Genomic DNA, 26,536 nt, shown 5'->3' with positions numbered 1-26,536 from the left:
TTAGGGATAATCTGGAAGACGCTGCGGCCCAGGCTCTGAGCTGATCACGTCGATGGGGTGTGATATCCATCATTAGCGATCGAGTGATTTAGCTCACCGTTGCGTTCATATTGGTCATGGAAGGTGTTGATGATCCACCGCTGGAGCATCGCCCGCAGGCTCTTTGTGGCCCATCTGCTGTTCATGGTGGCCCTGACGGCCATCATCGGCACGGCCACCTTCGTTGACGCGCGCGATCATGCCTACGAGGAGGCCGGCCGCCGGATGGCCGGCATTGCCGTCACGGTGGCCGACACCCCCCTCGTGCTGGAGGCGGCGAGCGCCGCCGATCCGTCAGCCCTGCTCCAGCCGTATGCCCTGAAAATCATGAAGGACGCGGACGCGGATTTCATCACGATCATGGCCCCGGACCGCACGCGGTGGACCCATCCCCGGGATGAGGAACTGGGAAAGCCCTATATCGGTTCCATCGACGCAGCCCTCAAAGGCCAGGTGTTCACGGAGGTCGTGGCCGGCACTCTCGGGCCCTCGGTCCGCACCATCGCCCCGGTCAAGGATGCCGACGGCACCGTACGGGCGCTCGTGGCGGCGGGCGTGACGGTCCGGACCGTGGACATTGCGGTGTCCGGCAGGCTGCCGGCGCTGCTGGCCATCGTCGTGGCGCTGCTGGCAGGCGGTTCGGTGGCATCCTGGCTGCTGGGCCGGTACCTGCGCCGGGTCACCCGCGGCTGGGGTCCGGAGCAGCTCGCCCAGCTGTTCGCCTACTACGAATCGGTGCTGCATTCAGTCCGCGAGGGCGTGATCCTGATCGATTCCAAGGGCAAGGTGGTGATGTACAACGACCAGGCCGCCGAACTGCTGGGGCTGACGAAGCGCTCCTCCGACGGCGCTGCAGTTGCCGGCGCTCCGGCTGCCGGCACGGGCTCCACCGGCGCTGACTCCACCGGCTCCGACGGCGGCGGAACCGCAGCAGGCGGCCGCCAGGCGGCACCGTCGCTGGCGGAGCTGCCGCTGGCTCCCAGCCTCAAGGAACTGTTCGAGTCGGGGCGGACGGCGCTCGACGAGATCCACCTGACCGGCTCCCGGATCCTGGTGGTCAACCAGGGGCCGGCGGTGGGCCCTGGCTCCGCCGCGGCCCGCCAGCGCGCTGCGGTTTTCGGCACGGTGGCCACCATCCGGGACCGCACCGAAATCGAGTCCCTCGGCAGCGAACTGGAAACCATGCGCACGCTCTCCGACGCCCTGCGTGCCCAGACCCATGAGCATGCCAACCGGCTCCACACCATCGTTTCGCTGATGGAACTGGGGCGGGCCCCGGAGGCCCTGGACTTCGCCACCAAGGACCTGGAACTCAGCCAGCGGTTGACGGATGACCTCGTGAGCTCCATCGAGGAACCCGTGCTCGGCGCCCTGATCATGGGCAAGGCCGCCGAAGCGCACGAACGCGGCGTCGAACTGATCCTGAACACCGGCGGCTCCACGGCGGTGACCGGACTGGCCGTGCAGGACCTCGTGGCCATCCTCGGGAACCTGCTGGACAACGCCATCGACGCCGCCGCCGAAGCACCGGCGCCCAGGCTCGTGGAACTGACCGTCGAGACCACCGGGACCGCCGTCGAGATCATGGTCGAGGACAGCGGCCCCGGAATCGACCCCGAGGCTGTGGAGGACGTCTTCCGGCACGGATTCAGCACGAAGGCGCCGGGGCCGTTCGGACGCGGCCTGGGCCTGGCCCTGGTCCGCCAGGCGGTGCAGCGCCTGGGCGGTACCATGACAATCACCAGCCCGGCCGGAGCACTGTTCCGCGTCACACTGCCGGTGACAACAGAGGGACAGCCATGAGTGACATCCGGGTGCTCGTCGTCGAAGACGAACCGATCGCCGCCGCGGCCCACGCCGCTTACGTCAACCGGCTTGACGGTTTCACGCTGGCCGGCTCCGCACCCGACGGGCAGTCCGCCCTGCGCCTGCTGGCGGAATTCTCGGCGGCAGGCGACCCGGTGGAGCTGGTGCTGCTGGACATGAACCTCCCGGACCTGCACGGGCTCGACGTCGCGCGCCGGATGCGGGCGGCGGGGCTCTTTGCGGACATCATCGCCATCACCGCCGTGCGGGAGCTGAACATCGTCCGCAGCGCGGTGGCCACTGGCGTGGTCCAGTACCTGATCAAGCCGTTCACCTACGCCACGTTTGCGGACAAACTTGCCAGCTACCGGCTGTTCCGTGAACAGCTGGCCTCGCCGGGGACCGGGGCTTCCGGGCCCGGTGCCTCCCAAAGTGATGTGGACCAGGCGTTTGCGAGCCTGCGGGCACCATCCGAACTGCCGCTGCCCAAGGGCCTGGCAGTGTCCACGCTGGATTCCGTTCAGGACTTCATGAAGCTGCAGACCGGGGCGGTGTCAGCCAGCGAGGTGATGGAGGGGCTGGGCATGTCCCGGGTCACCGCCCGCCGCTACCTCGAGTACCTCGCCGACGCCGGAACTGTTTCCCGCACGGCGCGGTACGGCGCGCCCGGGCGGCCGGAGAACGAATACCGCTGGAACCGGCCGCCGTCGTAAGCCTGCTCCTCCCCGCCGCTACTGGGCAGCCTTGTGTTCAACGCTGGCCCGCCATGAAGGGTTGACCTTGGTGTTCCACGGCTTTCTCGATGGGGCCAATAGGGAGGCCAACGCAGCAGCCAGGGCCGGCACGTAGAACCAGCCGATGCTTGCGGAGGCGATGACGGTGAAAATGGCGAGAGCAACGGTAGTCGCGACGGATGCATAGACCTGTGCCCGTCCCCTTAGCAGGAGCGGCAGTCCGGTCAGAGCCACGGGGATGAGCAAGGGCACCAAGATGGAGGGCCTACGGTCTCAAGCAAGGTCGAGGTAGTGACCTGGTCTGGCCCGCCATTTATCAGCTTCACTTCGCTGTATACGGGAACCAGCAGGAAGACAAGGGCAACAGCAATCGTGAGCGAGAAGGCAATGATCTGGCGAACACTCTTCGGATCCAAACGGCGTCTCATATGACCCCCAGATGGAGTTGCATATATGTCCACGAAAGCACGGCTCCAGGGATTCGACCATTCATTTCTCAGTCGGGCTGATCCGAATCTCGGCGGGTGGCCTGTTTTCGGCTCAGAAGTTGAGTATTTCCGCTGCTACTTCGGCATGGTTGGTTTTGCCTGAGGTGTGAGATCCATGGTTGTGAGGCGCAGCCAGAGCCAGAGCCGCTTCTGTGGGTCGTCCAGATCGAGGTCAAAGTCCTTGGTCAAGCGTGCGACCCGATAGCGGACGGTGTTGTTGTGCACGTGGAGGCGTGCTGCCATCGTGGAGATATTTCCGTTGGAAGCCAGGTAAGCCCGCAGGGTGTCCAGGTAGTCGGTTTGCTGCTCCGCGTCGTGGGCCTGGATCTTGGTGATGTCGTCGAGGTCGGAGAGCCCGGTGTCGGCGATGAACGCCCCGATTTTCAAGAGGTTCAGCGGGATTCGGTAGTCCTCGAAAAGCCCAGCGGCCGGGGATTGCCCCCCATTGGAACCCGGTGTTGCCGTGTGCCGGCGGAGTAGATACTGCAGCGTTTGCAGCGCTTCGGATCTGGATTCTGGCAGGTCCTCTACCCGGGGCGCGATGCCGCCAACTGCTGCGAAGAGCGGGTAGGAGCTGATCGTGTGGGCGTACGCCCCGATCTCCTGGACCACGCGCCGATGCACGGCCCTGGGGGTGGTTCCTTCGCAGGGCAGAAGGGCGTAGACGACCGAGTCAATGAGGGCACTGTGGCTGGTGTTGAACTGGATGTTGCAGACCGTCGTTACAAGATGCAGTAGCCGCTGGATTTCGCGCACCGATTCAAGAGTCCAAGTTTCGGGGCGGACGATCGAAAATGCCGCGACCGCCAGCCCGTGGGCTGCATCGAGCCCGAGCTGGGCGGCGGCAAATGAAGCATGCGCGGTGTCGTCCATGAGCGTGCGGATCAAGTCCCCGTTTCGGCGTTCCCCGAAGTCGGCAGCTGAACGGGCATGGAGCATGTGCAGTCCGGCCAGTGGCGCCATCCTGTCGAGTGCGTCCAGCGCCGCCTCTCGCTTGTCTTCGCCCGGGTCGATGATCCAGATCGAGCCCAGCAGTTCCCCGCCGGCTCTCACGGCGAGGGCGAGTCTGTCCATCTCCTCGTCTCTTGAGGGGATCAGCACCGCGCCCGCGGATGCGTAGACGATCTTGAAATCTGTATCGAATGCAGGCGGCTTGATCTCTTGCAGGGAGAGGGTGGTGACGCGGCGCAGTTCGTCGACGGGCTGGCCCGGCAGTGTCGAGTATCCGAGCACTCGTCCGAGCGGATCCACGATGCTGGCTGCGCCGCTGGTGATCGACGCGGCAGCGTTGGCGAATGCGTAGAGGTCTCCGAGGCGGACCCCTGAGACTGAATCTGCCGCCGCCCCCATGACGGAGGCCCTGGCCAGCGCCACCAGGCGCGTCCAATCCACATTGTCCGGTGCAACGAGGACGGCCAGGCTGTGCAGGACGGCGGCGGAACGAAGCCGTTCCATGGGCGTCCCGTGGGCTTTGACGATCACCGCAGCTGCGTTGCTGTTCGCGGCCCGGTGCAGCAGCTGGTCGAAATCTACCGAACCGCAGGTCAGACCGACGGCCAGGATGATGCGGTCATCGACGCTTGTCCATTCGTCCAACGGGTCATACATGAGGACGTCCGAGACGGGATGACCGAGGTTCTCCGGTGTGGGATTGGCATGCACCAGATCGGCCTGCATCAGCTGGATGCAATCCGAGAGCCGTACGACGGCCCCGTGGAGATCGCCCTCTCCCAAGCCCTGTTCCTCAATGTCCATACATGGACGTTATCACAAGGCAAAAGTAAATCTTTCGGGAGAATCCACATATAGATGGAGGGAGATCTAGGTCACCATTGGGGAGGAAGAGACAGAGAATTCCAGAAAGAAACCAAAGGATGAATCATGAAATTCAAGGACATCAAGGCCCTCGCCTCGGTGCAGGGACCGGCCCGGTCCGTGTCGGAGCGCCTGTCCCGGCGTTGCTACAGCGTCGAGGATATGAGGAAAATGGCCGCGAAACGCCTTCCCGGAAGCATCTTTGATTACATCGAGGGCGGCGGTGAGGATGAGGTTTCCCTGCGGCGCAACCGGTCATCCTTTGATGACTGGTCCTTCCTCCCGAAGTGGGGATCGGTCGAGAATCTTGACCTCCGCTCAACCCTCCTGGGCGGCCCGGTTGCGATGCCTTTGACTCTCGCCCCAACCGGTGGCACCAGGCTGTTCCACCCGGACGGAGAGAGCGCGGTGGCCCGTGCAGCCCTTGAGGCCGGCGTGCCGTACGGGCTGGCACATCTGAGTACGACGACGATGGAACGCGTGAGTGCCGCTGCCCCCGGACTTCGGCGATGGTTCAACATCGAACCCATTGCGGACAAGGTCGAACTTCAGGCGCTTCTGGACAGGGTCGCGAAGGCCGGCTACGAAGCCCTTCTGGTGAATGTCGACTGCCGGGCCATCGGTCACCGTGAGCGGGACTACCGTAACGGATTCACCGCGCCGCCATCAATCAAGATGAAAACCGTTGTGGAGGGGGCACTGCACCCCCGGTGGGCGCTTGGATTCCTGGCCCATGACGCGATTGCCTTCCCGAACCTGGACGCGGAAATCCCTGAGGGCCAGCTTTCAAGTACCCCTGACATGTGGCGGACCCTGCTGGCCGGTTCGTACGAACCGACCGACTGGGACGACATCCGGGACCTGAGGGCACGCTGGAACGGTCCCATCATTCTTAAAGGAATCGTCAACCCCAACGACGCCGCCACCGCAGCCGAGATCGGCATCGACGCCATCCAGGTCAGCAATCACGGAGGACGGCAGCTGGACCACATGGCCTCACCCCTGGATGTACTCCCCGACATCGTTGACAAGACAGCCGGCCGGGTCGAAATCATCGTCGACGGCGGCATCCGCCGAGGATCCGACATTGTCAAGGCTCTCGCCCTTGGTGCCGATGCCTGTTCCATCGGCCGACCCTATCTCTACGGCCTGGCAGCCGCGAGCCAGGCAGGCGTTGCCCATGTCCTGAAGCTGCTGGCAGCGGAAATGACGCGCACCATGATGCTGCTGGGTGTTTCCACAATCCAGGAGCTGCGTGTCGAAGGCCGTGAGCTGATCCGGCACCGCAGCGAGGCCAACACCTGCACCATTCCCACCGAAATCCCCCTGCCAAATTTCCCGCTGCCCAGCTGGCCTACTCCGATCTGAGGACCCCCTGATGAAAACCTTCACAGCACCCGCTCCCGCGAAGCTCATTCAACGCGGCATCCCTGCCGTCATGGCCACGGCACTCCTGCTGGCGGCCACCGCATGCGCGCCAAGCACCGCCTCCGCACCGTCGACGCCGTCGGGAGACTCCGCCGGGTCCGGCACCGGGGTCCCAGCCCTCGCGGTCAACGAGGCAGCCGCACAGTTGCTCCCGGAATCGATCAAATCAACGAAGGTTCTGCGCGTTGCCATCCCCACCAACGAGCCGCCGACACAGTTCTACCGTGAAGGAACCCAGGATATGACCGGGACCAACCCGGACATCGCACACCTCATCGGTGAGGCCCTGGGAGTGAAGGTGGAGATCCAGGTCGCCAATTTCGACTCCATCATCCCGGGCATCGCCGCGGGCCGGTACGACATGACTGTCTCCTCAATGACGCCCACGGAAAAGCGCATGGAGGTTCTGGACTTCGTTGACTACATGCAGATGGGCACCGCCATTGCGGTGCCGACAGGCAACCCTCTGGGGATCGACGGTGAAGGATCCCTGTGCGGCAAAAAGGTCGGACTCCTGACCGGGTCCTACCAGCTGACGGTCAACGTCCCGGACACCAACAAGGCCTGCAGCGCGGCCGGCAAGGAGCAGATCCAAACAAGCGAGTTCCAAGACACGCGGCAAGCCATCTCTGCTCTCACCAGCGGCCGGCTGGACGCAGTGCTGGCTGATCAACCCATCCTGAACTTCGCCTCCGCGCAGAATTCCCAGGTCGAGGTCGCCGCCACGTATGACTTCGCGGCGGTCGGGGTCGGCATGCCGAAGGACTCCGGCCTGGTCAAGTCCGTCGGCGCAGCGCTCTCCGCTGTGGTCACCAGCGATTCCTACCGCACGGTTCTCGGCAAGTACGGCCTTGAGTCCAGCGCCATCGCCGACGCCCGCGTCAACTTCGCCCAATAGTAGGAGGTGAACACCATGCAGCAACACTCAATCCCTGACACCAGGACAGAATCCTTGCCGGCATCGGCGGATTCCATCCCGGTGGTGCCCCTGCGGCATCCGGTCCGCCGGGCCATCGCCGTCGTTCTCAGTGTCCTCGCGCTTGGCGCGGGATGGGACGTCGCGGTGAACCAGCGCTACCACTGGGACGTCGTCGTCTCATATCTCTTCGCCCCGCAGATCCTCACCGGGGCCTGGTTGACCATCCTGCTGACAGTCGTGTCCATGAGCGTCGGCATCGCCCTGGGCACGGTCCTGGCCATCATGCGGCTTTCGGCCAATCCGATCGTCAGCACCATCAGCCGCGGCTACATCTGGTTCTTCCGCGGCACCCCCCTGCTGGTGCAGCTGATCTTTTGGTACAACATCGCCGCACTGTATCCGGTGATCGCCTTCGGCCTTCCCTTCGGCGGCCCCTCGCTGGCCCTGGGTTCGGCCAATGTGCTCATTACACCCCTGTGTGCCGCATTGCTGGGGCTCTCCTTGAACGAGGCCGCCTACATGGCCGAGATTATCCGCGGCGGCATCGGATCGGTGGACAAGGGCCAGTACGACGCCGCCCGGGCCCTGGGAATGAACGGGACCCAGCTCATGGGCCGCGTCATCCTCCCCCAGGCGATGCGCGTGGTCCTCCCGCCGACCGGCAACCAGGTGATTTCGATGCTCAAGGGCACGTCCCTGGTCAGCGTACTGGCGATCTCTGACCTGCTGTACTCGGCCCAGATCATCTACTCCAACAACTACCAAACCATCCCGCTGCTCATCGTCGCCAGCCTCTGGTACCTGCTGATGACCACCATCCTGAGCTTCTTCCAAACCAAACTCGAACGGCGCTATGGCCGCGGCTTCGACACCGCGCCGCGGCCGACCCGCCGGTCAAAGACAAGGACAGCATCATGAACACCGCCATGGTGGAGGCCCAGGGAGTCCGCAAGAGCTTCGGCTCAACGGAAATCCTCAAGGGCATCGATCTGAAGATCGAACGCGGCTCGGTGACCTGCCTGATCGGCCCGTCCGGTTCCGGAAAGACAACCTTCCTGCGATGCATCAACCACCTGGAAAAGGTCGACGCCGGACGCCTGTACGTGGACGAACATCTGGTGGGCTACGCCGAACGCAACGGACGCCTCTACGAAATGAAGGAGCGGCAGACAGCGCGTTCACGACGCGCCGCGGGAATGGTCTTCCAACGATTCAACCTGTTCCCGCACATGACGGTGTTGGAGAACATCGTCGAAGCACCCATCCGCGTTCTGGGCCGTCCGCGCAGCGAGGTCACCGCCGAGGCGCAGACGCTGCTGGACCGCGTAGGGCTCGGCAACCGGGGGCATTCCTACCCCCAGGAGCTCTCCGGCGGGCAGCAGCAGCGGGTCGCGATCGCCCGGGCACTGGCCATGAAGCCCAAGCTCATGCTCTTCGACGAACCCACGTCCGCGCTCGACCCCGAACTCGTCGGCGAAGTCCTCGACGTCATGAAGTCCCTTGCCGAGGCGGGAATGACTATGGTTGTGGTCACCCACGAACTCGCCTTCGCCCGCCAGGTCTCCGACCAGGTCGTCTTCATGGACCAGGGAGTGGTCGTCGAAAGCGGAGCCCCGGCGGCGGTCCTGGGTTCGCCGCAGCACGAACGCACACAGGCCTTTCTTTCAAAGGTCCTCTAAACACCACCAACCCAGGCCGGCCATGAGGCCGGCCCCGTGAAGGGAACAAACCCATGCCTCGACAGCAGGTAAGCACAGACCTCGCGCCCAGCCCGGCCGGCCCCTACTCCCAGGCCATCGCCGCCAACGGCTTCCTCTTCACCGCGGGCCAGACACCGCACGAGCCCGTCACCGGAGACACCGTCGGTACCACCATCGAGGAGCAGACAGTACAGGCCATGAAAAACCTGGCTGCCGTCCTGGCCGGGCACGGACTGGACTTCTCCCACGTCGTCAAAGCAACGGTGCACCTGCATCACCCCGGCCGGGACTTCGCAGGCTTCAACGCCACCTACGAAGAATTCGTCGAAGCCCCCTACCCAGCAAGAACCACCGTCGGTTCGTTCCTGGGCGACTTCCTCATCGAAATCGACGCCGTCGCAGCCATACCCGAGCCTGCCAGGAACTCCGTTGGGGAATGATCGCTCGACCACGGCCCCGTCTGATGCAGAGCCAAGCATTAGACGGGGCCGTATCAGGTGGGACCGGCTACAGCGCCTGGATCGTTGACCTGCTGCTTGAGCTCGAACACACGTGGTTTCGGGTTGAGCTCCATGCTCAGCTTTCTCAGCGGGACGTCAAGCATTGCGTGGTCGAGGGCGACAACCTCGACCTGGCGTACCCCGCTCCTTGGGAACATCATCTGGCCGAACGGAACCTGTCAGCGGTGTGGAATAACTATCGCGGCCTCGGGTACCGGCGGATGATCTACACCAACACCGTCTGCGTCCGGTTCACAGACCAACTCGCAGCGGCCATGGGTGACGGGCCTAGGATTACTGCCGTGCTTTTGACCTCCACCGACGAGACGGCTCACGCCAGATTGAGAGGCCGAATCCAGGGGGTCGACCTTCTGGAGCACATCAACCGCAGCAGTACCAGAGCGCGCGAACTTGAGGCACTGACGCCGAGCTGGGTGCATCGAATAACCACAGACGGGCGCAGCGTGGAAGATGTTGCCTCAGAACTGCACGCACTTATCGGATGGCCCGATGGCCCGTAAGATCAGCGTCCCATTTACAAGGCTGTGACCTCCAAAACGTCCGTTGAGGGTTGAACCGCCAGACGAAGTTAACAGTCACAGTTACACAACAGTCCGAAGCCGTCTGCACTACTCCTGCCGGCACTACTGGTTCCACTCTGAATCACCGGCATGGTGTCGTCCCAGTTCTTGGAATTGGGACAACGTCTCGCCAAAGTTCCGGACGTGCCCAACGTGGCTCGTGCCGGCATCCGTGGCTGACCTGCCCAAACGTTCCCGGAGGGCAGATAATCCGCCTCGGGTCCAACTCCACGCTGCGGACTTTCACGCTGCGACGGGACCCGTTCTCCACCAGTGGCTGCTGGAAAACATCAGCGACTAGGCCGCGGCGACATTGAACCGCCAGCCGGTCAGGGATCAGACGTGGGAAGGGATCCGGGCAGAATTTACGCTGCCTGCCCTCGGGCAGGTGCGCCGCCGGCTCTCCGAACTGATGGACTACCCCGAACCCGTGATGCGGCAGCTCGTCCGCGTCTTCATCGACGACGGCACCTTCTGCCCGGGATTCCCCGGCCTGTTCGGCGGCGCGCCTGACGCTGCTCGTCGGTTTCCACGGCCTTCTGTATTCAAGCAAAGGCGCGGGCTTGCCGCCAGCTACGACAACGTCGTCCTCACGTATCGCAACGGAGTCGTCCTTCGCGCGTTCACCATCTGACTCAAAGAATTTGGGGACACGCCCTAGTTCCAGTCAGCGACGGCGCCCCTAAAATGCCTGAGGGCCATGAATAGGGACTGCAGCTCCAGGGATTCGTCACGGGCGTGCATCTGGTCGGAAGTGCCAGGTCCCCAGATGACGATGGGAACACCGGGCAGCGCCTGAGCTAGGGCCGATCCATCGGTGAAGTACGGTGCGGGGTTTCGATTGACTTCGGTGTCCCCGGTACTCAGAGGCGCAGTGTCTGTGGTTCGCAGTGGTACCAGCGAAAGGATGGTTTCCACACTGGCAATTTCCGGTTGCGCTTTCCACCAGTTCAGGAGCGCACTGCCATTGCCGACCACCCTCATGTCGATAACGGCTTCCGCGGAGTCTGGAACGATATTCGCCGCAGACCCGGCTGCAAGGATTCCCGGATTCCAGCTTTCAGCGCCGAGGAAACTGTCCCCCGTCAGTGGGAGTTCATGCTGGGCACGGAGCAACACGGCCGAGATTTTCAATGCGGCGTTGATCCCCAGGTCCGGGGTGCTGCCGTGTGCGGCAAGACCGTCGGAGCGCACGCGCAGCCATAATGCTCCGCGATGTCCCAGAACGATCTTGTTGTCTGTTGCTTCAGGAATAATGACGGCTCCAATGCGCTGCCCAATGAGTGAGCCGGCCGCGTCGGGCGCCCCTAGACTTCCAACTTCCTCATCAGCGGTTAGCAGGAGGCCAACATGTTTGTTGAGATCACTGGCTAAGGCCAGTGCAGTCGCCGCGGCGGCGATGCCGCCTTTCATATCCACAGTGCCGCGGCCGTAAATACGAGCCCCGTCGATGTGTCCGGAGAAAGGCGGATGTGCCCACTGTCCCGGGTCCCCGACCGGGACAGTGTCCAGGTGGCAGGCAAAGAGCAGCATCGGATCGGCGCTGGGGCCAGTGGTGATGAGCGTCCAGGGGTAATCTTCGTCGGATCCTTGACGGATTCTTAGTCGCTGAATTGTCGTTTTCAGTCTGTCGACGATCCGTGTCTGGAGCTCACGTTGTGCCCCATGATCGCGGGAATCCGACCTGTGCCGGACTAATTGCTTCAGGAATTCCAGGGCTTCTTGGTCAGTCATCGGCGCTCCCATTCTGGCGCGGGCGGCGCATGCTGCTTTCCCGCACCACCAGCCGGGGAGCCAGTGCCAGGCGGACGGTGGTCTCTTGGTCGTCGTCGAGCAGTAGCTTGACGGCCTGACGGGCAATGGCTCTAAGAGGCTGCCGGACTGTGGTCAGCCGCGGCGCGCACAGGTCGGCGAATTCAATGTCATCGAATCCGGTCAGCAGAAGCGAATCCGGGACCTTCAGTCCGGTTCGGTAGCAGGTTTGCAGGGCGCCGATGGCAATCACGTCCGCACCGCAGACCAGCGAATCGGGCAGCCCGCCCTGTTCCACCAACTCCGTCATCGCCCGGCGGCCGAAGGAGGCGCTGTAGTCGCCTAGCCTGACATGTTCCTCAGCCACTGTTATCCCCATCTCCCCGCAGAGTTGCCGGAAGGCCTGATATCGGGTGACCGAGGACGAATCAGCTTCCCGCGCACTCACAAACCCTGCGCTGTTCACTCCCTGGTCCTTTAGATGCCGGAGCACGAGGCGGATGCCCTGCTCGTCGTCCACGCCGATCCAGTGGGCATCCAGCCCGTCGATCCTCTGATCCACCTGAACCAGGCGCTTGGTGGCGGCGGCGGCCTTGACGGCCGTCATGCTGGTCGCCGCGTTTACCGGGCTGATGATAATCCCGTCTATCTGCCTGGCAATCAGCGATTGCAGCGCCTCGTTCTCGCCAGCCGGGTCCTGATGGGCGCTGCACAACAGCAACTGGAATCCTCGGACGCGCAGTGCATCCTCGACTTCCTGCACCAGTTCGGTGATGAAGGGATTGGCGATCTCAGGAACCACCATCCCGACGGTCCGGGTCTTGGAGCTGCGCAGCGCGCTGGCAATGTTGTTCCGCACATAGCCCAGCTTCCGGGCGGACCTCTCAACTGCCTGCCGAAGTTCCGGCGCCACAGTATCGGATCCGGCCAGTGCTCGCGACACTGTGGCGATGGACACTCCCGCGTGCTCGGCGACCGTATGGATTGTCACCTTGCTCATTGAGCCTCCCTCGGCGTGAAAACGTATTCTCAATCTACCAGTCGGTCGGCCACAACTCTAGCCTGACCCGCCGCCGACCGCGGAGGTAAACTGCCCATGTTTCCTGCATATTTCGTATCTTCAACCATAATTTCTTCCCAGAAATGTGTTGACGGCCACACGCTAACCTGCCTAACATCGTCTTAGTTCGATCAGAAAACGTTTTCTCAGCATGTTCCCAGGAGGCATAGATGCAGGCGGTAAAACTCGGCGTGTACCCACCCAAGAGGTCCGCAATGGCGGAACTCTTCGCCGCGGACCGGGTGTTGATCGGCGCCGTGCACCTTCCTCCTCTGCCCGGCAGTCCCCAGTACATGGGCCAGCCGGTGGAAGAGATTGCAGCATTCGGGCTGGAGGAATCAAGGACTTATCTTCGTAACGGCTTCACTAGCGTCATCGTGGAAAATCACTGGGACATCCCTTTCCAGAAACCAGGCGAACACGGCTATGAAACGGCGGCGGCCATGGCCGTCATTACGCGCCGGGTAGTCGAGGAATTTGGCCCGCAGGTGGGAGTCAGCATCCTCTCCAATGCCGGCGAATGTTCCGTGGCCGCAGCACATGCGGCCGGGGCCGGCTGGATCCGGGTCAACCAATGGGCCAACGCCTACGTCGCCAACGAGGGTTTCATCGAGGGTCAGGCCGCCCGCACCACCCGTTACCGCGCCCGGATCCAGGCACAGGGTGTCAAGGTCTTCGCCGATGTGCACGTCAAACACGGCGCCCACGCCATCGTCGCGGACCGGACGCTGGCCGAACAGACCGAAGACGCAGAGTTCTTCAATGCTGATGTTCTGATTGCCACCGGGTCCCGGACCGGGGATGCCGCCAGCGTGGAGGAGGTCCGGGGCATCCGGGAAAGCACCGTCCTTCCGGTAATCATCGGCTCGGGCATCACCGAGGCCAACGTCGACCAGCTGCTGGATGAGTGCAATGGCGCCATCGTTGCCTCCTCCGTGAAGGACAACGGCCGTTGGTGGGGCCGCGCGGAGTCCTCCAAGGTGGCCGCCGTGGCCCGCGCCGCAGGACTGTAGGGGCACCATGATTGTCTTCTGTGGCTACGCCAACCGGGACATCGTCATCCAGCTGGATGAACTGCCCGGCGTCGGCGAACGCCGGCACGCGCGGTTCATCCGGCAGCACGACGGTGGCATGGCCGCCAACGCCGCCGTGGCCGCGGCCCGCTTTGGAGCCACACCCACCTTCGCGGGCGTGGTGGGATCGGATGCTGAATCCTCGGATTTCCTTGCCGGCCTGCGGCGCGAGGGGGTCTCGACCGACTGGACCCGCACGGATGCGTATCTGACGCATGCTGTAATTCTCCTGGATGTCAGCGGCGAACGCGCCGTCATCAGCCAAGATGACGCTCTGACAGTTGAGGACCTCAGGCAGGTCCTCAACCGGCTCGATCGCACGCAGCAGCACTGGGTGTATGTGGACGGCTACCGCTGGGACAGTCTCTGGGTGCCGACGAATGCGCCAGCTGCATTGGTCGTCGACGTCGACGGCTGTACCGAGGCTGATCAAGTGATCCGTGCGGCACGCGCCGCACAACATCTGATCGGCAGCAGCCGCATCTTCAGCGAGGCCTGCGGCTTCACCATTGAGGCGCTGGATCAGCTGGCCGCGACGGAGGGGACAACAATCGTCGTAACCCGCGGGGCGCAGGGCCTGACTGTCCTGGAGCCCGGCCATCAGGCCCGCCAAATCCCGGTTCGGTCGGTCAGCGTCACCGATGATACGGGGGCAGGGGACTGCTTTGCCGGCGTGTACCTGGCGGAACTGGCGCGGGGCGCGACCGCCGTCGACGCCGCGACCACCGGCGCAGCCGCCGCGACCCTGTCCTGCCGGCATCCCGGAGCCCGCGCGGCCCCCACGCGCCGTGAACTGACGGATTTTTTGGAACTGTACTAACTCACATCTGGCACCAGTCATCGAGAAAAGGAATCACAGATGAATAAGCGAATAACTGCCGCCCTTTCCGTCGCCGCCCTGGCGTTGGCACTTGCCGCCTGCGACGCCCCGTCAACGGCCTCCCAATCTCCTACCGGCAATGGAAGCGCCGCCGCGGCTTCGGCCGTAATCCCCCAGCCGGAGCGATTTCCTGAATCCTGCAAGGCTCCGGACGGCGGAAAACTGCGGATCGGCCTGGTAACTCCCAACCTGCAGGCTTTGTTCTTCAACCAGATCAACACCGGCGCGCAGACCATCGCCGACAAGGCCGGCGTGGACTTGCAGATCGTCAGCGGGAACGATGACCCGACCCAGCAGGCCAACGCGGTAGACAACCTGGTGGCCAAGAAGGTCCAGGCTGTAGTCGTGGCAGCGATAGACACCGAAGGGATCAAACCCGCGCTCCAGTCCGCCAGCAAGGCCAACGTCAAGGTCGTCGCTGTGGATGCCATAGTCAAGGACCCGTCCGTCTCCGCACAAGTCGGCACCTCCAACGCCGAAAGCGGAGCGCAGATGGGCGATTTTCTGGCCAAGCAGGTACAGGGAACTGGCAAGGTGGGGGTGGTCAGCGCCCTGAACTCCACTATCCAGCTCGAACGACAGAAGGGCTTCGAAGAGGCAATCAGGGCCAAGGGTATGACGGTGGGCACCGTTGTCGACGGTAAGAACGTTCAGGAAACGGCTCAGACCTCCGCCGAAAATCTGCTTACCGGCAACCCCGACCTCAAATACGTCTATGCCACCGGCGAACCGGCCCTGATCGGCCTTGTGGCCGGCGTGAAAAACCAGATGGCCCAGGACCGCATCAACGTGGTCGGCTGGGACCTCTCCGTACCCGCCGTTGACGGGCTGAAGGCTGGGTACGTCAAAGGCGTCGTCCAACAGAACACTTTCAAGTTCGGATACGATGCCATGACAGCCGCCATTGAGCTGAGCTGCGGCAAGACGGTGGAGAAGAACATCCCCGTGCCCACCCAGATCGTCACACCGGATAACGTCGGCGACTACATGTACTACCTCAAGAAGTGACCGCCATGAGCGCAAACGAACTCCTCGTCGAACTGCGTGGGATTAAGAAATCATTCGGCCCCGTGAAGTCGCTGCAGGGTGTGGATCTGAAGCTCCGCCGCGGTGAAGTGCTTGGGCTCGTCGGCGACAACGGCGCCGGCAAGTCCACCCTGATGAAAGTCCTGGCCGGCGCCGAACAACACGATGAGGGGGAGATCCTCATCCGGGGCAAGTCCGTAAAGTTCTCAAGCCCCAGCGATGCGCGGAAGGAAAACGTCGGAATTGTCTACCAGGACCTTGCGCTGTGCAACACCCTGGATGTGGCCAGCAACCTCTTCCTAGGCCGCGAGCCCATGAAGGGGCGGTTCCTGGACCGGGACGCCATGCACGGACATGCCGCCAAGGTACTTGAAGACCTGCATGTCCGGGTCAAGTCCACATATCAGGAAATCGGCACCCTCTCCGGCGGCCAGCGCCAGACGGTGGCCATCGCCCGGGCCGTTTCCTTCAAACCCGATGTGCTCATCCTTGATGAGCCGACGGCGGCTCTGGCCGTCGCCGAAGTGGAATCCGTGCTGCGACTGATCCGCAAGGTCGCCGAAGAAGGGGTAGGCGTCATCCTGATCACCCACCGCCTGCAGGACATCTTCCGGGTTTGCGACCGGGTCACTGCCATGTACGAGGGGCGCAGCGTCGATGACAGGCCGATCGGGGAACTAAACATTGAAAAGCTCGTCGCCATGATCACCCGAGCCGACGATCAGTATCCGGAGGCATCCTAATGACCACTCTCAAGACAGCCCACAGTGCCATCCTTCGAACGAAAACGCCCTCATGGCTGGAGCGATCGAACAAGCCGACACTCCTCATGGGTGTCGTCACGGTGCTGATCGCTGCAGTTTTTGCCATCGCCAGCCCGGCGTTCCTGTCCCTGGCGAACCTCTCTAATCTGGCCACCCAGATTGCTCCGGTGCTGGTGATTGGTGTGGCCATGACATTCGTCATCACCGCCGGGCAGATCGATCTCTCCGTCGGTGCCATCGCCGCCTTTATCGCCGCAACCTCCGCAGAACTGATCAGTACCGGCATGAACTCCTCCCTCGTCATGGTGTTCTCCTGCATCATGGGTCTGGGCTGGGGCCTGATCAACGGCTACCTGACCAGCTACCAGGGCATCCCCTCCTTCATCGTTACTCTGGCCACGATGTCCGTCATCAGAGGCTTCGCGCTGCTTTCCACCGAAGGCTTCTCCATTCCGATCGGCGAAAACACGGTCATGCGCCAGATCGGTTCCAGTTCCTTCCTCGGGATCTCCTGGCTGGCCTGGGTCGGTCTGCTGGTATTCGCCGCAGGACTGGTACTAATGCACAAGATGCGCTTCGGGCAGTACATCACCGGCATCGGTTCCAACGAGGAATCCACCCGCCGCGCCGGAGTCAACACCAAGGCGATCAAGATGTGGGCACTGGCTTTCTCCGGCCTTGCAGCCGGGATTGCCGGTGTACTGATTGCCGCCCGTCTCGGCTCCGGGTCCGCGAACTCCGCCGTCGGCCTGGAGCTGACGGTAATCGCCGCCGTCGTCATCGGCGGAACGGACCTATTCGGCGGCCGCGGCACTGTCGTCGGTACCCTGATCGGGGCGATCCTGACCGGCCTAATCGCCAACGGCCTCACCTTGGTGGGCATGAGCCCGTTCATAACCCCCATCGTGACCGGCCTGGTGCTACTCGTAGCCATCTGGATCAATATGCGCGGTAAGAAGCTCTCCGACCTGCTGGCGAAGCTGAGCGGCAACAAATGACCCGAGTCCAGACCGTTACCGGCACCATCGAGCACACCGAACTCGGCCTGGTCCTGCCCCACGAGCATCTGGCCAATGACCTGACCGGTGCCTACACTCCGGCACCGGATCAAAACATCAGGGAACTCCTGGAGGGACCTGTCACTGCGGAACTGGCCTGGCTGCTGCGCGAACATCCCTACAACAGCCGGGACAACTGCGGCCTAACGGACGCAGACGCCATCGTGGAGGACCTGCGTTCCTTCCGCAGCATGGGCGGCCGTACGGTCATCGATCTCACCCCGCCCGGGCTCGGACGCAATCCCGCGGCGCTGAAAGCGTACTCGGTGGCCGCCGATGTCAACGTCGTCATGGGCTCCGGCTCATACCTGCAAAAATTCCAATCTCCGGCCGAATTATCCGCTTCCGAGGAGGAACTGACAGCGCTGATCATGGAGGACTTCCAGCGCGACGGGATCAAACCCGGGGTCATCGGCGAGATCGGCGTATCCCCGCTGTTCACCGTGGCAGAGGAGAAGTCGCTCCGGGCCGCAGCACAGGCCCAGAAAACGCTGGGCGTCCCGCTGTTCATCCATTTGCCGGGCTGGATGCGGCTGGGCCACCGCATCCTGGATATCGTCCTAGACGAAATCGGAGTCCGGCCCGAGGCCGTGGTCCTATGCCATATGGATCCGTCTTTCGACGATCCGCAGTATCAAGACGAACTGGCCGCGCGCGGCGCCTATCTCTGCTTCGACATGATCGGGATGCCCTACAACTTCGCCAGCGAAGGCGCATCTCCTAGCCCGGCACAAGCGGCCGACGCCATCGCCCGACTGATCGAAGGCTCTCACCACGAGCGGATCATGCTTAGCCACGACGTATTCCTTAAGGGAATGCTCACCAGATACGGCGGCAACGGCTTCAGCTACGTTCCGTTCGCGTTTCCCCAGCGGCTCCTTGAGCGCGGTATCTCAGTCGAGCACATCGCCGGAATCATGAGGGACAACCCGGCCGCCCTTTTCCACAATGCCCGAACCTCATAACCCAGAAGGAATCATGACAAAAGTACTAATTGCCGGCGAAAGCTGGATGACCACCTCCACTCATGTCAAAGGTGTCGACGAATTCTCCGTCCACTCCTACGTTGAGGGCGTCGGTCCGCTGAAGAAGGCCCTCGAAGCAGCAGGCCACGAAGTCACCCATATGCCGGGCCACATCGTCCCCACGGACTTCCCTGGTTCCGCTGAAGCCCTCGGGCGATACGACGTGATCATCCTCTCGGATATCGGCGCCAATTCCATTCAGCTCGCACCGGGCGTGTTCGAACTCTTCACACCAGGAATGGACCGGCTTCAGGCGCTGGCAGACTGGACCCGCGACGGCGGCGGACTGGTCATGATCGGAGGCTACCTCTCCTTCTCCGGCTTCCAGGCCCGCGCGGCCTTCCGCAATACCGCCCTCGCGGAGGTGCTGCCGGTAGAGATGCTGGCCGAGGATGACCGCTGGGAACTGCCCGCCGGCATGTGTGCAAACGTAGAAAGGGCCGGCCATCCGGTACTGGGCAGCGCAGGCGGCCAATGGCCGGCCCTGCTCGGCTACAACCGAACCGTACTCAAGGCGGGAGCCGAGTTGGTCGCCACCATCAACGGCGACCCGCTGATTGCCCTGTCCGAGCAGGGCTCCGGCCGAAGCGCCGTCTTCACCTCCGACTGCTCCCCGCACTGGGCGCCGAAGGCGTTCTGCGAGGACTGGAGCGGCTACCAGGAGATCTTCAGCGGAATCGTCCGCTGGGTATCCAAGGACATCTAATCCCAGTCCGCATATCAGTTGAAGGGGCGGGAAGGACGGAATGAAACAGGAACGCGTAGGCGTAATTGGATCCATCAACGTGGATCTGCTGCTGCTGGTTGACCGGCTCCCCCGCCCGGGGCAGACGGTTCTGGGTGAAGGCGGAACGCTTTCTCCGGGCGGCAAAGGCGCCAATCAGGCCGTGGCCGCTGCAAGGCAGGGAGTACCGACTCTCATGGTGGGCGCCGTCGGAACCGATGGCAACGCCGGGGTTTCCACTTCGCTGCTTCGAGAGGCAAACGTTGACCTCTGCCATGTGGCCGCCCTGGAGGGCCCCACCGGGATGGCGGTGGTCGCCGTCGATCGGGCCGGTGAAAACAACATCATCGTAGTCCCGGCAGCCAACCTCAGGGTCGACACCGCAATGGTGGAAGCCGCACTGCCTGAACTGATGAACTGCGCCGTCGTCATAGTGCAGGGCGAAATTCCGGCCACCACCGTCGACTTCGCCGTCCACGCCATAGCCGGCACGGACACGCGCGTCATCCTGAATCTGGCACCGGTCATCGGTGTTGCAGCGGAAACCCTCCGCTTGGCTGATCCACTGATCGTCAACGAGCATGAAGCAGCCGAGGCGCTGAGCCTGCTCTCCGCCGAAATCCCTGCCGCGTCCGGCGACGCGATACGACTCGGCAAGTCCCTGGCGGAGGCCCTCATCGATACCGGGGTGCCTTCTGCGGTCGTCACATTGGGATCCGATGGCGCGATTATCGCCGGCGCCGGCGGCATCGAGCATCTTCTGGCACCGACCGTCGATGCTGTTGACACTACAGGCGCCGGGGACGCATTCGTCGGCACCGCCGCAGCAGGCCTCGCCCGCGGTCTCACCCTCATCCAAGCCTGCACGCTGGCCGTCCGGGCAGCCGCGGAATCCGTTCAAGCGCACGGGGCGCAGACGTCTTATCCCTGGAACACTCCCCACATGACGACACTGCCGCACTGACTCTCAGAAGGCCTGCTCGGTCCTCTTGCAGGGTCCCAGGCTTGGTGAGGGGGCGGATGGGGTTCACCGGGGCTCCCGGTGTTCCTCATCTGTCCCCAGCGTCCCCTCATTCACCCCAATATCCGGCGTGACCTGCGCGATCGGACGGCCCGAGGAAATGACGAGTTCCACAGCTTCGTCCTAATGTGGGAAGCCCGCGCCATTGCTTGAATACTTTGAACGCCCTCTCGACAAAGATCCGGAATTTGTAGGCATCTTTGTCCAGGCCAACGGGTCTGCCGCCATTGCTGCCCAGTCGCTTGCGGTGGGCTTCTCGGTCACCCCTGCTAATCTGCGCCGTTGTCCCTAACTTCTGGGAACGTCACTAAAGGCCGACCTGGTGAACTGTCCGGTGAGGGTGCCCTGTATACGACACTCCGCTTCCGTGCCGTTCGCTTCGGCGAGGAGGAGTGCAGCAGCGGGAAAATGGTCGCTGCGAAGAGAGTCGTCACCTGAACTGCGCATCTCGAAAATAGTTCTCAAATAGAGCCAGTCGAGCCAGTGTCATGAACCGAGTTCTGAGAAGACAGGGAATCACCGGATGGGCGTGCCCCCGACGGTCCCCAACCGCTAGTGTGGGGCCGTGCTGAACCTCTTTGTTGATACTTCGACCTGGCTGGATCTCGCGGCCCGACGTGATGGCCAAAAATGGATCGTTGCCTTACATCAGTTCATCCGCCAAGGCGATCTCCGACTTCTTGTACCCAAGTGGTCATAGAGGAATTTGAGCGGAACCGTCCTCGTGCGGAACAAGCAATGACGACTCGAGTGGCAGATCTCTTTCGACTCCTGCGGACAGATATTGGAGCAACGTACGACAGCGAAGACCTCGAACAGGCCCTGAACGCTCTCGATGGCCTGGCACACCATATTCCTCTCATCGGAGCCATGACGACCCGGAATTTCGATGACATCTTTGAACTGCTTCAAGCCGGTATTCGACTGGAACCAACCGGCGTTGAAAACGGCCGGGTCGTCAAGCGGGGCTTGGATAAGAAGTCCCCTTTTCATCGCTCTCGGAACAGCGTTGCGGACGCACTTCTTATCGAGCTGTACATTTCTGCGACTTCGGAAGCTGATCTTGCCGAGGATCCCCACGCCTTCGTGACGAGTAACTCGCACGACTTCTCCTTGGACAACGGCGACAAGAGGCAACCGCATAAGGATCTTGAGTCTGTATTCGCTCACAAGGGGTCGATGTACGCGCTCGGCTTCGATGGTCTTGAGTCGACGTTACGGGATCACTTTGGCGATGAATTGACCGAGATGCTGGATGAATCGGACTTTGTTGAGAATCCCCGTCTGCTAGTTGAAATCCAGAAATGGGAGCAGGAACTATTCGACCGGGTCTGGTACCAGCGGAAGCTGAACCGCATCTATGAACTTGAGGAGGCCGAGGACACCAAGGGCTTGGCCAGGTACACGAAAGTGGCTGGACCACCTATGGAGCGTGTAGAAGCCGAGTATGGTGAGACGTTGGGCCCCTATACCGATTTTGAGTGGGGAATGCTCAACGGAAAGCTCTCGGCGCTGAGATGGGTTCTTGGGGCCGAATGGGACTTCCTCGACACCTGAGCCTCGCGCCCGAGTAGGGGCGTCTCACTACCTTGGTTCTATAGGGGTCCGACCACCTGTGGTGGACTGTGGCACAAGTTGGATCGCTTGCTTGGTGGACGACGGGTTCTCTCCGTGTGTCGGTCAGGTGTTCGTCGTGATGGCGTTCATGATTGGCGTAGGAGATGACTATGCGAACTTTTCCGGTCCAGATGCCTTCTGGAATGCGCTACTGGACAGTGATCGGCGAGGACCTGCTGGTCATTTCTGTGGCGGATGCATATCTGCGGTATTTACGGTTCGGGCGTGATGCTGCCGAGTCGACGACTAAGACCTATGCGGGCGCGGTCGCACTTTATCTATCGTGGTGCGCGGCCACCGGGCAAGACTGGCGGGCCGCTGCGGGGAAGATGCCGGCGTTCGTGTTGTGGCTCCGCCACTCCCCGTCGCAGCCGGGGACAACAACCGGCGGCGCGGTCGAGACTGCGGTCCGAGGACCGCGGCGGATCAACTGCGTGCTCGCAGGGGTGCGGGGCTTCCTGGCCTTCGCGGTGGATCACGGCGACGCTCCGAGAGGAGTGCTGGGTCATCTTTATGAGCTTGCCAATAGCCAGGATCTGCCGGCTGAGGCGCGCGGCGAGGACGGCGTCTGGAGGCTGCGGATGAAGGCCCGGCACAGGGTTCCTGCTATCAGGCAACGGCCTGACCGGGCCCGCGATGAAGATGTCCTCGCGCTGCTGAGGGCATGCCTCTCGGCGCGTGACCGGCTGCTGGTGATGCTGCTCGCGCGGGCTGGATTGCGTCGCGGCGAGCTGGTTGGACTGCGGCGTGAGGACGTCCATTTCCTGGTCGACTCATCGTCCTTGGGCTGTCGCTTCCCCGGATCTCACCTGCACGTGGTGCGGAGGCAGAACACTAACGGCGCGTGGGCAAAATCGCGGCACTCCAGGATCGTCCCGGTGGATTCGCTGGTCGTGTATGCCCACGACCAGTACTTCACCGAGAGAGCCATGAATACCGCGGCAGGTGAGAGCGATTTCTTGTTCGTGAACCTGTTCCGGGCGCCCATCGGCGCGCCGATGACTCCCGCTGCGGTAGCTGCTGGCCGCGGCCTCCCGCCGGGCGGGTCTGGATCCGGCCGTGCACCCGCATGCGCTGCGTCATGGGTTTGCCAGCAACGTCCTGGACGCCGGCGGGAGCATCGACGAGGTCCAAGAGCTCCTCGGCCATGCCTCGATCAGCTCGAGCCAGGTGTATGTCCATCCGGCACCGGAGCGGTTGCGCGCGGCGGTGGAGCGGGTAGCCCCGGGCCGCCACGTCACCGGGAACGTGACGAGGTGACCGCCGTGCCAGCCCGTGCTCTGGTCACGCCGACGCACGAGGACCCGTTGGAGGCAGAACAGGCCAAGGACATTTGGGCGATGTCCTTGTTTGGCCACAGCGGACGGTTGGACTTCACGGCGATAAGCCAACCGTGGTTACGCGAGGGTGCGAAACGGTGGGCGATACACGACCTGATACATCGTCGGGGCGAGGGCGCCACCACGGTGCTGAGAGCCCACGTGGCGGCATTGGCGGGGCTCTCAGAGAGCTTGCGCGCCCATCGAAGCGACCGCGGCCTGATCATCCGTGACCTCGGCCGCCCTGACATTGAGTTGTTTCTGCAGCGACTCACCTACCTGGAGCATTGCGAGAAGATCACCGCGTTGTCCCGATCCCTGAGCTGTCGAAAGGCTCATCATGCGCTGCGTCAGATGCGGCTGCTCGGCCTGACCCGTGCCGGTGACCCGCTCAGCGGGCTGCCTGACGACTTCGCGTTCCGGCGCGAGGACATTCCCCGGCGCCCCGACCGGCAAACTCCAAACCGGTCGCTGCCTCCCGAGATCCTCGCCCAGCTCTGCGATGCCCTGCCGCTGCTGCGCACGCGCATGCCCAAAGGGTTGGCTGTTGCGATCGAGTTGCTCATCGACACAGGCCGCCGTCCCGGCGAGATCCTGAACCTGCCTTGGGACTGCATAGACCGCGACCACGACGAGAACTATGTCCTGGTCTACGACGACCTCAAGAACAACAGGCCGGGCCGACGGCTTCCGATCACCCAGGCGACCGCCGAGCTAATCACCACCCAACAGAAAGCAATCCGGGAGCGGTTCCCCGACAGCAACCCGGCGTCCTTGGTTCTGCTGCCCTCTGACGAAGACCCGGACGGCCGGCGTCCGATGGCCCGGCATCGCATCGGCCGGGCCCACCGCGGCTGGATCGCTTCGCTGCCCTCTCCTCTCCGGCGCTCCGACGGCAGCAGCTACGACCTGACCACGATCACGCCCTACTCCTATCGGCACACCTACGCGCAACGGCACGCCGACGCCGGCGTCGCGCTCGATGTACTCGCCGAGCTGATGGGCCACGAGCTGTTGAGCTCGACTCAGACCTATTACCAGGTCGGCGAGAAACGCCGCCGTGCCGCGGTCGACCGGCTGGCCGACCACCGGTTTGACCGGCACGGCAACCACCTCTGGCGAGACGCCCAGGCTTTACTCGAAGACGAGCACGCGCGCCACACGCTCGGCCAGGTATCGGTGCCCTACGGCAACTGTCACGAACCCTCCAACGTCCAGGCAGGGGGTGGGTCCTGTCCATTCCGGTTTCGCTGCGTCGGCTGCGATCACTTCCACACCGATCCCTCGCACCTGCCCGAGTTGAAGGCATACCTGCATGACCTGCTCCGTGACCGCGAACGCGTGCTGGCCACCACCGATCTCGAAAACTGGGCCAGAACAGAAGCTTTACCCTCAGAGGAAGAAATCCGCCGGGTGAAAGAACTCGTGCACCGGGTCGGGGAACATCTTGAACAGCTCGCCCCCGCCGAACAAGCCGACATCGCCGCCGCCATTTCGGCCGTTCGGCGTACCCGCCAGGTCACCAGTCTGGGTATGCCTGCCATCAGGGGCAAGCCCGATACCAGCGCGGGACTGGAGAGACCGTGAACAATAACACCAACGGCATCGCCGCGGCCCGGCAAGCCCACAGCACACGATGCCGGCAACGTGTTCTCGCCGCGCTTGAGCAAGCTGTCCATCTGGGCACCGAAAAAGCATCTCCGCGATCGCCCGCCGCGCCGGGGTGGACCGCAGCTTCCTCTATCGCCACCGCGATCTTCACGCCGCGGTACTCCTCAAGGCCGCCGAACCAACCACCGCCAGCACCAGAGGCCCTTGCGTCAGCAGGCCATCCCTCGTAGCCGACCTGGCCAACGCTCATGACCGCATCACGCGCCTGACCCGCGAAAACGCCCAACTCCGCCAGCGCCTGTCCGAGCATCTCGGCGAACAGGTGTGGCGAGAGTCCGGCCTCGGAGCCCCCGACGATGTCGACCGTCTGCACCGCCGCGTCACCGAGCTGGAACAACACACCGCAGAACAACACCGGCAACTCTCAGAACGCGACGACGAGCTCGACGCGGCACGGGCAGCCAACCGCGAGCTCATGACCCGGCTTAACCGGCCACACCCCGACGGGTGCAATCACTAGGACCACACTCTTGTGGCCCCCGCCAGAGTGGCGCTCGACGACGCCTAACTTGCACAATCGAGGTCTCTTCCCTTGCCGGAGTCCCGTCGGACCCCGAGGTGACCTGGGATGTGGATAGGCCGTGGGACGTTGCCGGAGTCCCACAAGCCCTTGGCAATGTCCTACGGGTGGAGACGAACGCATGACTTCGTCTGTCTGGTGAAGGCGCGGCCGGGACCGGTATGGGGCGTTCGCGAAGACCAAGCCACACTCGTGTCAGCCGAGCGCGGCTGTGGCTACAACAGTCAGCGGATCCACCTCTGGTGACACGGCCTCTGGGCCAGCTTCAAGACAAAGCCGCTGCGTGCGTATAGGCTCCCAGCAGCGTCCACCTTCAAGGGAGCACAATGAAGCGCACTGGGGCCTGGAACTATGGTGTTCCTCTCGTCTTGATCGGCACACTAATGACATCTTGCGGAGCCCAGACTTCGGACGGACAAGGTCCTTCCGTATCGTCTCCTTCCTCGACCAGCCTCAGTCCCGCCCCGACCATCCCTGTGATTTCCGCTGCCTCCCCGACCAGCTCCACCCCGCCCCAGGAAACATGTGCGGCGTTCCTGCCATCGGCCCCGTGTGCCATCTATACGAGCACTTCCGGAACAGCGGGTGGAAGGAATCTGCCGTGGGTGGCGTCGGGCAGCCTCAGGGTCCAGCTGAACTCCGTAACTGGGGACCTTTACCTGAGCGTGAGGACCAACTGCGCGCCCATTAGCGGGCCAGTGGAAATCGCCGGGAACGCCATGACCGCCGGTGACCTTGCCATCGGCGCTATAGGGTGCCCGGAGGAGCTCGGCCGGCAAGACCAGTGGGTCCTGGAATTCCTGAAACGTCCGGTAGAAATGACCTTCAGCCAGGACACCCTTCAGTGGAAGAGCGGAGCAGACACACTCAGCTTCAAAAGCGCAGATTCCTGAACAGCCGGAGGTGCCGTTGTGGGACTGGCCGGCGGGACTGCCCCAGCGCGAGCTGATGACCCGGCTCAACCGGCCACACTCCGACGGGTGTGAACACTAGGACCACACCTGTGGCCCACGCCA

The 26,536-nt window shown here is 63.1% G+C and carries 26 protein-coding genes and 1 pseudogene; 23 read left to right on the top strand and 4 right to left on the bottom strand.

Going from position 1 to position 26,536, the window contains the following annotated elements; genetic code table 11:
• Positions 1–129: 129 nt before the first annotated feature.
• The gene (locus ACQCSU_RS19635) at positions 130–1,842 is read left to right on the top strand and encodes a sensor histidine kinase (RefSeq protein WP_426976962.1); all 1,713 of its coding nucleotides are present in this window, start codon (positions 130–132) and stop codon (positions 1,840–1,842) included.
• Positions 1,839–2,558 (top strand): response regulator, encoded by a 720-nt coding sequence (locus tag ACQCSU_RS19630; RefSeq protein WP_426976960.1) that lies wholly within the window; start codon positions 1,839–1,841, stop codon positions 2,556–2,558. The genes ACQCSU_RS19635 and ACQCSU_RS19630 overlap by 4 nt, the downstream gene beginning before the upstream one ends.
• An 18-nt stretch (positions 2,559–2,576) precedes the next feature.
• On the opposite strand, the gene ACQCSU_RS19625 is transcribed toward ACQCSU_RS19630, so the two are convergent.
• Both ACQCSU_RS19625 and ACQCSU_RS19620 read right to left on the bottom strand, forming a co-directional pair.
• Positions 2,577–2,834, bottom strand: coding sequence for a hypothetical protein (locus ACQCSU_RS19625; protein ID WP_426976958.1), 258 nt, complete (start codon positions 2,832–2,834; stop codon positions 2,577–2,579).
• A 308-nt stretch (positions 2,835–3,142) separates the two neighbouring features.
• Positions 3,143–4,822 carry a PucR family transcriptional regulator gene (locus tag ACQCSU_RS19620; RefSeq protein WP_426976956.1) on the bottom strand — a complete coding sequence of 560 codons (1,680 nt, stop codon included), beginning with the start codon at positions 4,820–4,822 and terminating at the stop codon, positions 3,143–3,145.
• Between the two features lie 126 nt (positions 4,823–4,948).
• Here ACQCSU_RS19620 and ACQCSU_RS19615 point away from each other — a divergent pair, with 126 nt between their 5' ends.
• From ACQCSU_RS19615 to ACQCSU_RS19585, 7 genes are all read left to right on the top strand, one after another.
• A complete protein-coding gene (locus ACQCSU_RS19615; protein ID WP_426976954.1) occupies positions 4,949–6,250 on the top strand; it encodes an alpha-hydroxy acid oxidase in 1,302 nt (433 codons plus the stop codon).
• 10 nt (positions 6,251–6,260) lie between these two features.
• Positions 6,261–7,208 (top strand): ABC transporter substrate-binding protein, encoded by a 948-nt coding sequence (locus ACQCSU_RS19610; protein WP_426976952.1) that lies wholly within the window; start codon positions 6,261–6,263, stop codon positions 7,206–7,208.
• Positions 7,209–7,223: 15 nt separating this feature from the next.
• Entirely contained in the window at positions 7,224–8,147 is a 924-nt protein-coding gene (locus ACQCSU_RS19605) for an amino acid ABC transporter permease (protein ID WP_426976950.1), read from the top strand.
• A complete protein-coding gene (locus ACQCSU_RS19600) occupies positions 8,144–8,908 on the top strand; it encodes an amino acid ABC transporter ATP-binding protein (RefSeq protein WP_426976949.1) in 765 nt (254 codons plus the stop codon). Before ACQCSU_RS19605 ends, ACQCSU_RS19600 begins: the two co-directional genes overlap by 4 nt.
• 53 nt (positions 8,909–8,961) lie before the next feature.
• Positions 8,962–9,369, top strand: coding sequence for a RidA family protein (locus ACQCSU_RS19595; protein ID WP_426976947.1), 408 nt, complete (start codon positions 8,962–8,964; stop codon positions 9,367–9,369).
• Positions 9,370–9,392: 23 nt separating this feature from the next.
• Positions 9,393–9,950 (top strand): ATPase, encoded by a 558-nt coding sequence (locus ACQCSU_RS19590; protein WP_426976945.1) that lies wholly within the window; start codon positions 9,393–9,395, stop codon positions 9,948–9,950.
• Positions 9,951–10,323: 373 nt separating this feature from the next.
• Positions 10,324–10,644: a hypothetical protein gene (locus ACQCSU_RS19585; RefSeq protein ID WP_426976943.1), complete on the top strand. Its 321-nt coding sequence runs from the start codon at positions 10,324–10,326 to the stop codon at positions 10,642–10,644.
• 23 nt (positions 10,645–10,667) lie between these two features.
• Here ACQCSU_RS19585 and ACQCSU_RS19580 read toward each other — a convergent pair whose 3' ends face one another.
• Together ACQCSU_RS19580 and ACQCSU_RS19575 are read right to left on the bottom strand one after the other, a co-directional pair.
• Entirely contained in the window at positions 10,668–11,744 is a 1,077-nt protein-coding gene (locus ACQCSU_RS19580) for a M20 family metallopeptidase (protein ID WP_426976941.1), read from the bottom strand.
• Positions 11,737–12,762 (bottom strand): LacI family DNA-binding transcriptional regulator, encoded by a 1,026-nt coding sequence (locus ACQCSU_RS19575; RefSeq protein WP_426976939.1) that lies wholly within the window; start codon positions 12,760–12,762, stop codon positions 11,737–11,739. Before ACQCSU_RS19575 ends, ACQCSU_RS19580 begins: the two co-directional genes overlap by 8 nt.
• 230 nt (positions 12,763–12,992) lie before the next feature.
• Between ACQCSU_RS19575 and ACQCSU_RS19570 the strand changes: the two genes are divergently transcribed.
• The 14 genes and pseudogenes from ACQCSU_RS19570 to ACQCSU_RS19505 all read left to right on the top strand — a co-directional run bounded on the left by ACQCSU_RS19570 (position 12,993) and on the right by ACQCSU_RS19505 (position 26,413).
• Positions 12,993–13,835, top strand: coding sequence for a BtpA/SgcQ family protein (locus ACQCSU_RS19570; protein WP_426976937.1), 843 nt, complete (start codon positions 12,993–12,995; stop codon positions 13,833–13,835).
• A 7-nt stretch (positions 13,836–13,842) separates the two neighbouring features.
• Positions 13,843–14,715, top strand: a complete 873-nt coding sequence (locus ACQCSU_RS19565) for a carbohydrate kinase family protein (protein ID WP_426976936.1) — start codon at positions 13,843–13,845, stop codon at positions 14,713–14,715.
• A gap of 39 nt (positions 14,716–14,754) precedes the next feature.
• A complete protein-coding gene (locus ACQCSU_RS19560) occupies positions 14,755–15,783 on the top strand; it encodes a substrate-binding domain-containing protein (protein ID WP_426976935.1) in 1,029 nt (342 codons plus the stop codon).
• Positions 15,784–15,788: 5 nt separating this feature from the next.
• Positions 15,789–16,544: an ATP-binding cassette domain-containing protein gene (locus ACQCSU_RS19555; RefSeq protein WP_426976934.1), complete on the top strand. Its 756-nt coding sequence runs from the start codon at positions 15,789–15,791 to the stop codon at positions 16,542–16,544.
• Positions 16,544–17,563 carry an ABC transporter permease gene (locus tag ACQCSU_RS19550; protein WP_426976932.1) on the top strand — a complete coding sequence of 340 codons (1,020 nt, stop codon included), beginning with the start codon at positions 16,544–16,546 and terminating at the stop codon, positions 17,561–17,563. The genes ACQCSU_RS19555 and ACQCSU_RS19550 overlap by 1 nt, the downstream gene beginning before the upstream one ends.
• Positions 17,560–18,588, top strand: coding sequence for a phosphotriesterase family protein (locus ACQCSU_RS19545; protein ID WP_426976931.1), 1,029 nt, complete (start codon positions 17,560–17,562; stop codon positions 18,586–18,588). The genes ACQCSU_RS19550 and ACQCSU_RS19545 overlap by 4 nt, the downstream gene beginning before the upstream one ends.
• Before the next feature lie 13 nt (positions 18,589–18,601).
• Positions 18,602–19,354: a glutamine amidotransferase gene (locus ACQCSU_RS19540; RefSeq protein WP_426976930.1), complete on the top strand. Its 753-nt coding sequence runs from the start codon at positions 18,602–18,604 to the stop codon at positions 19,352–19,354.
• A 40-nt stretch (positions 19,355–19,394) separates the two neighbouring features.
• Positions 19,395–20,336: a ribokinase gene (locus ACQCSU_RS19535; protein ID WP_426976929.1), complete on the top strand. Its 942-nt coding sequence runs from the start codon at positions 19,395–19,397 to the stop codon at positions 20,334–20,336.
• Positions 20,337–21,023: 687 nt separating this feature from the next.
• Positions 21,024–21,950, top strand: coding sequence for a PIN domain-containing protein (locus ACQCSU_RS19530; protein ID WP_426976927.1), 927 nt, complete (start codon positions 21,024–21,026; stop codon positions 21,948–21,950).
• 164 nt (positions 21,951–22,114) lie between these two features.
• A pseudogene (locus ACQCSU_RS19525) lies at positions 22,115–22,939 on the top strand (hypothetical protein); the annotation flags it as partial.
• Between the two features lie 88 nt (positions 22,940–23,027).
• Complete coding sequence (locus tag ACQCSU_RS19520) at positions 23,028–23,270, top strand: tyrosine-type recombinase/integrase (protein ID WP_426979863.1); 243 nt, start codon at positions 23,028–23,030, stop codon at positions 23,268–23,270.
• A 47-nt stretch (positions 23,271–23,317) separates the two neighbouring features.
• A complete protein-coding gene (locus ACQCSU_RS19515) occupies positions 23,318–24,916 on the top strand; it encodes a tyrosine-type recombinase/integrase (protein ID WP_426979862.1) in 1,599 nt (532 codons plus the stop codon).
• 136 nt (positions 24,917–25,052) lie between these two features.
• A complete protein-coding gene (locus ACQCSU_RS19510; protein WP_426976925.1) occupies positions 25,053–25,460 on the top strand; it encodes a hypothetical protein in 408 nt (135 codons plus the stop codon).
• Positions 25,461–26,218: 758 nt separating this feature from the next.
• Positions 26,219–26,413 (top strand): hypothetical protein, encoded by a 195-nt coding sequence (locus ACQCSU_RS19505; protein ID WP_426976924.1) that lies wholly within the window; start codon positions 26,219–26,221, stop codon positions 26,411–26,413.
• Positions 26,414–26,536: the final 123 nt, after the last annotated feature.

This window comes from Pseudarthrobacter sp. O4, assembly GCF_050157025.1.
In the GTDB taxonomy this organism is placed as follows: domain Bacteria; phylum Actinomycetota; class Actinomycetes; order Actinomycetales; family Micrococcaceae; genus Arthrobacter.
The sequence above is the reverse complement of the archived record's forward strand: the minus strand, read 5'-3'. Positions and strand labels throughout refer to the sequence as shown.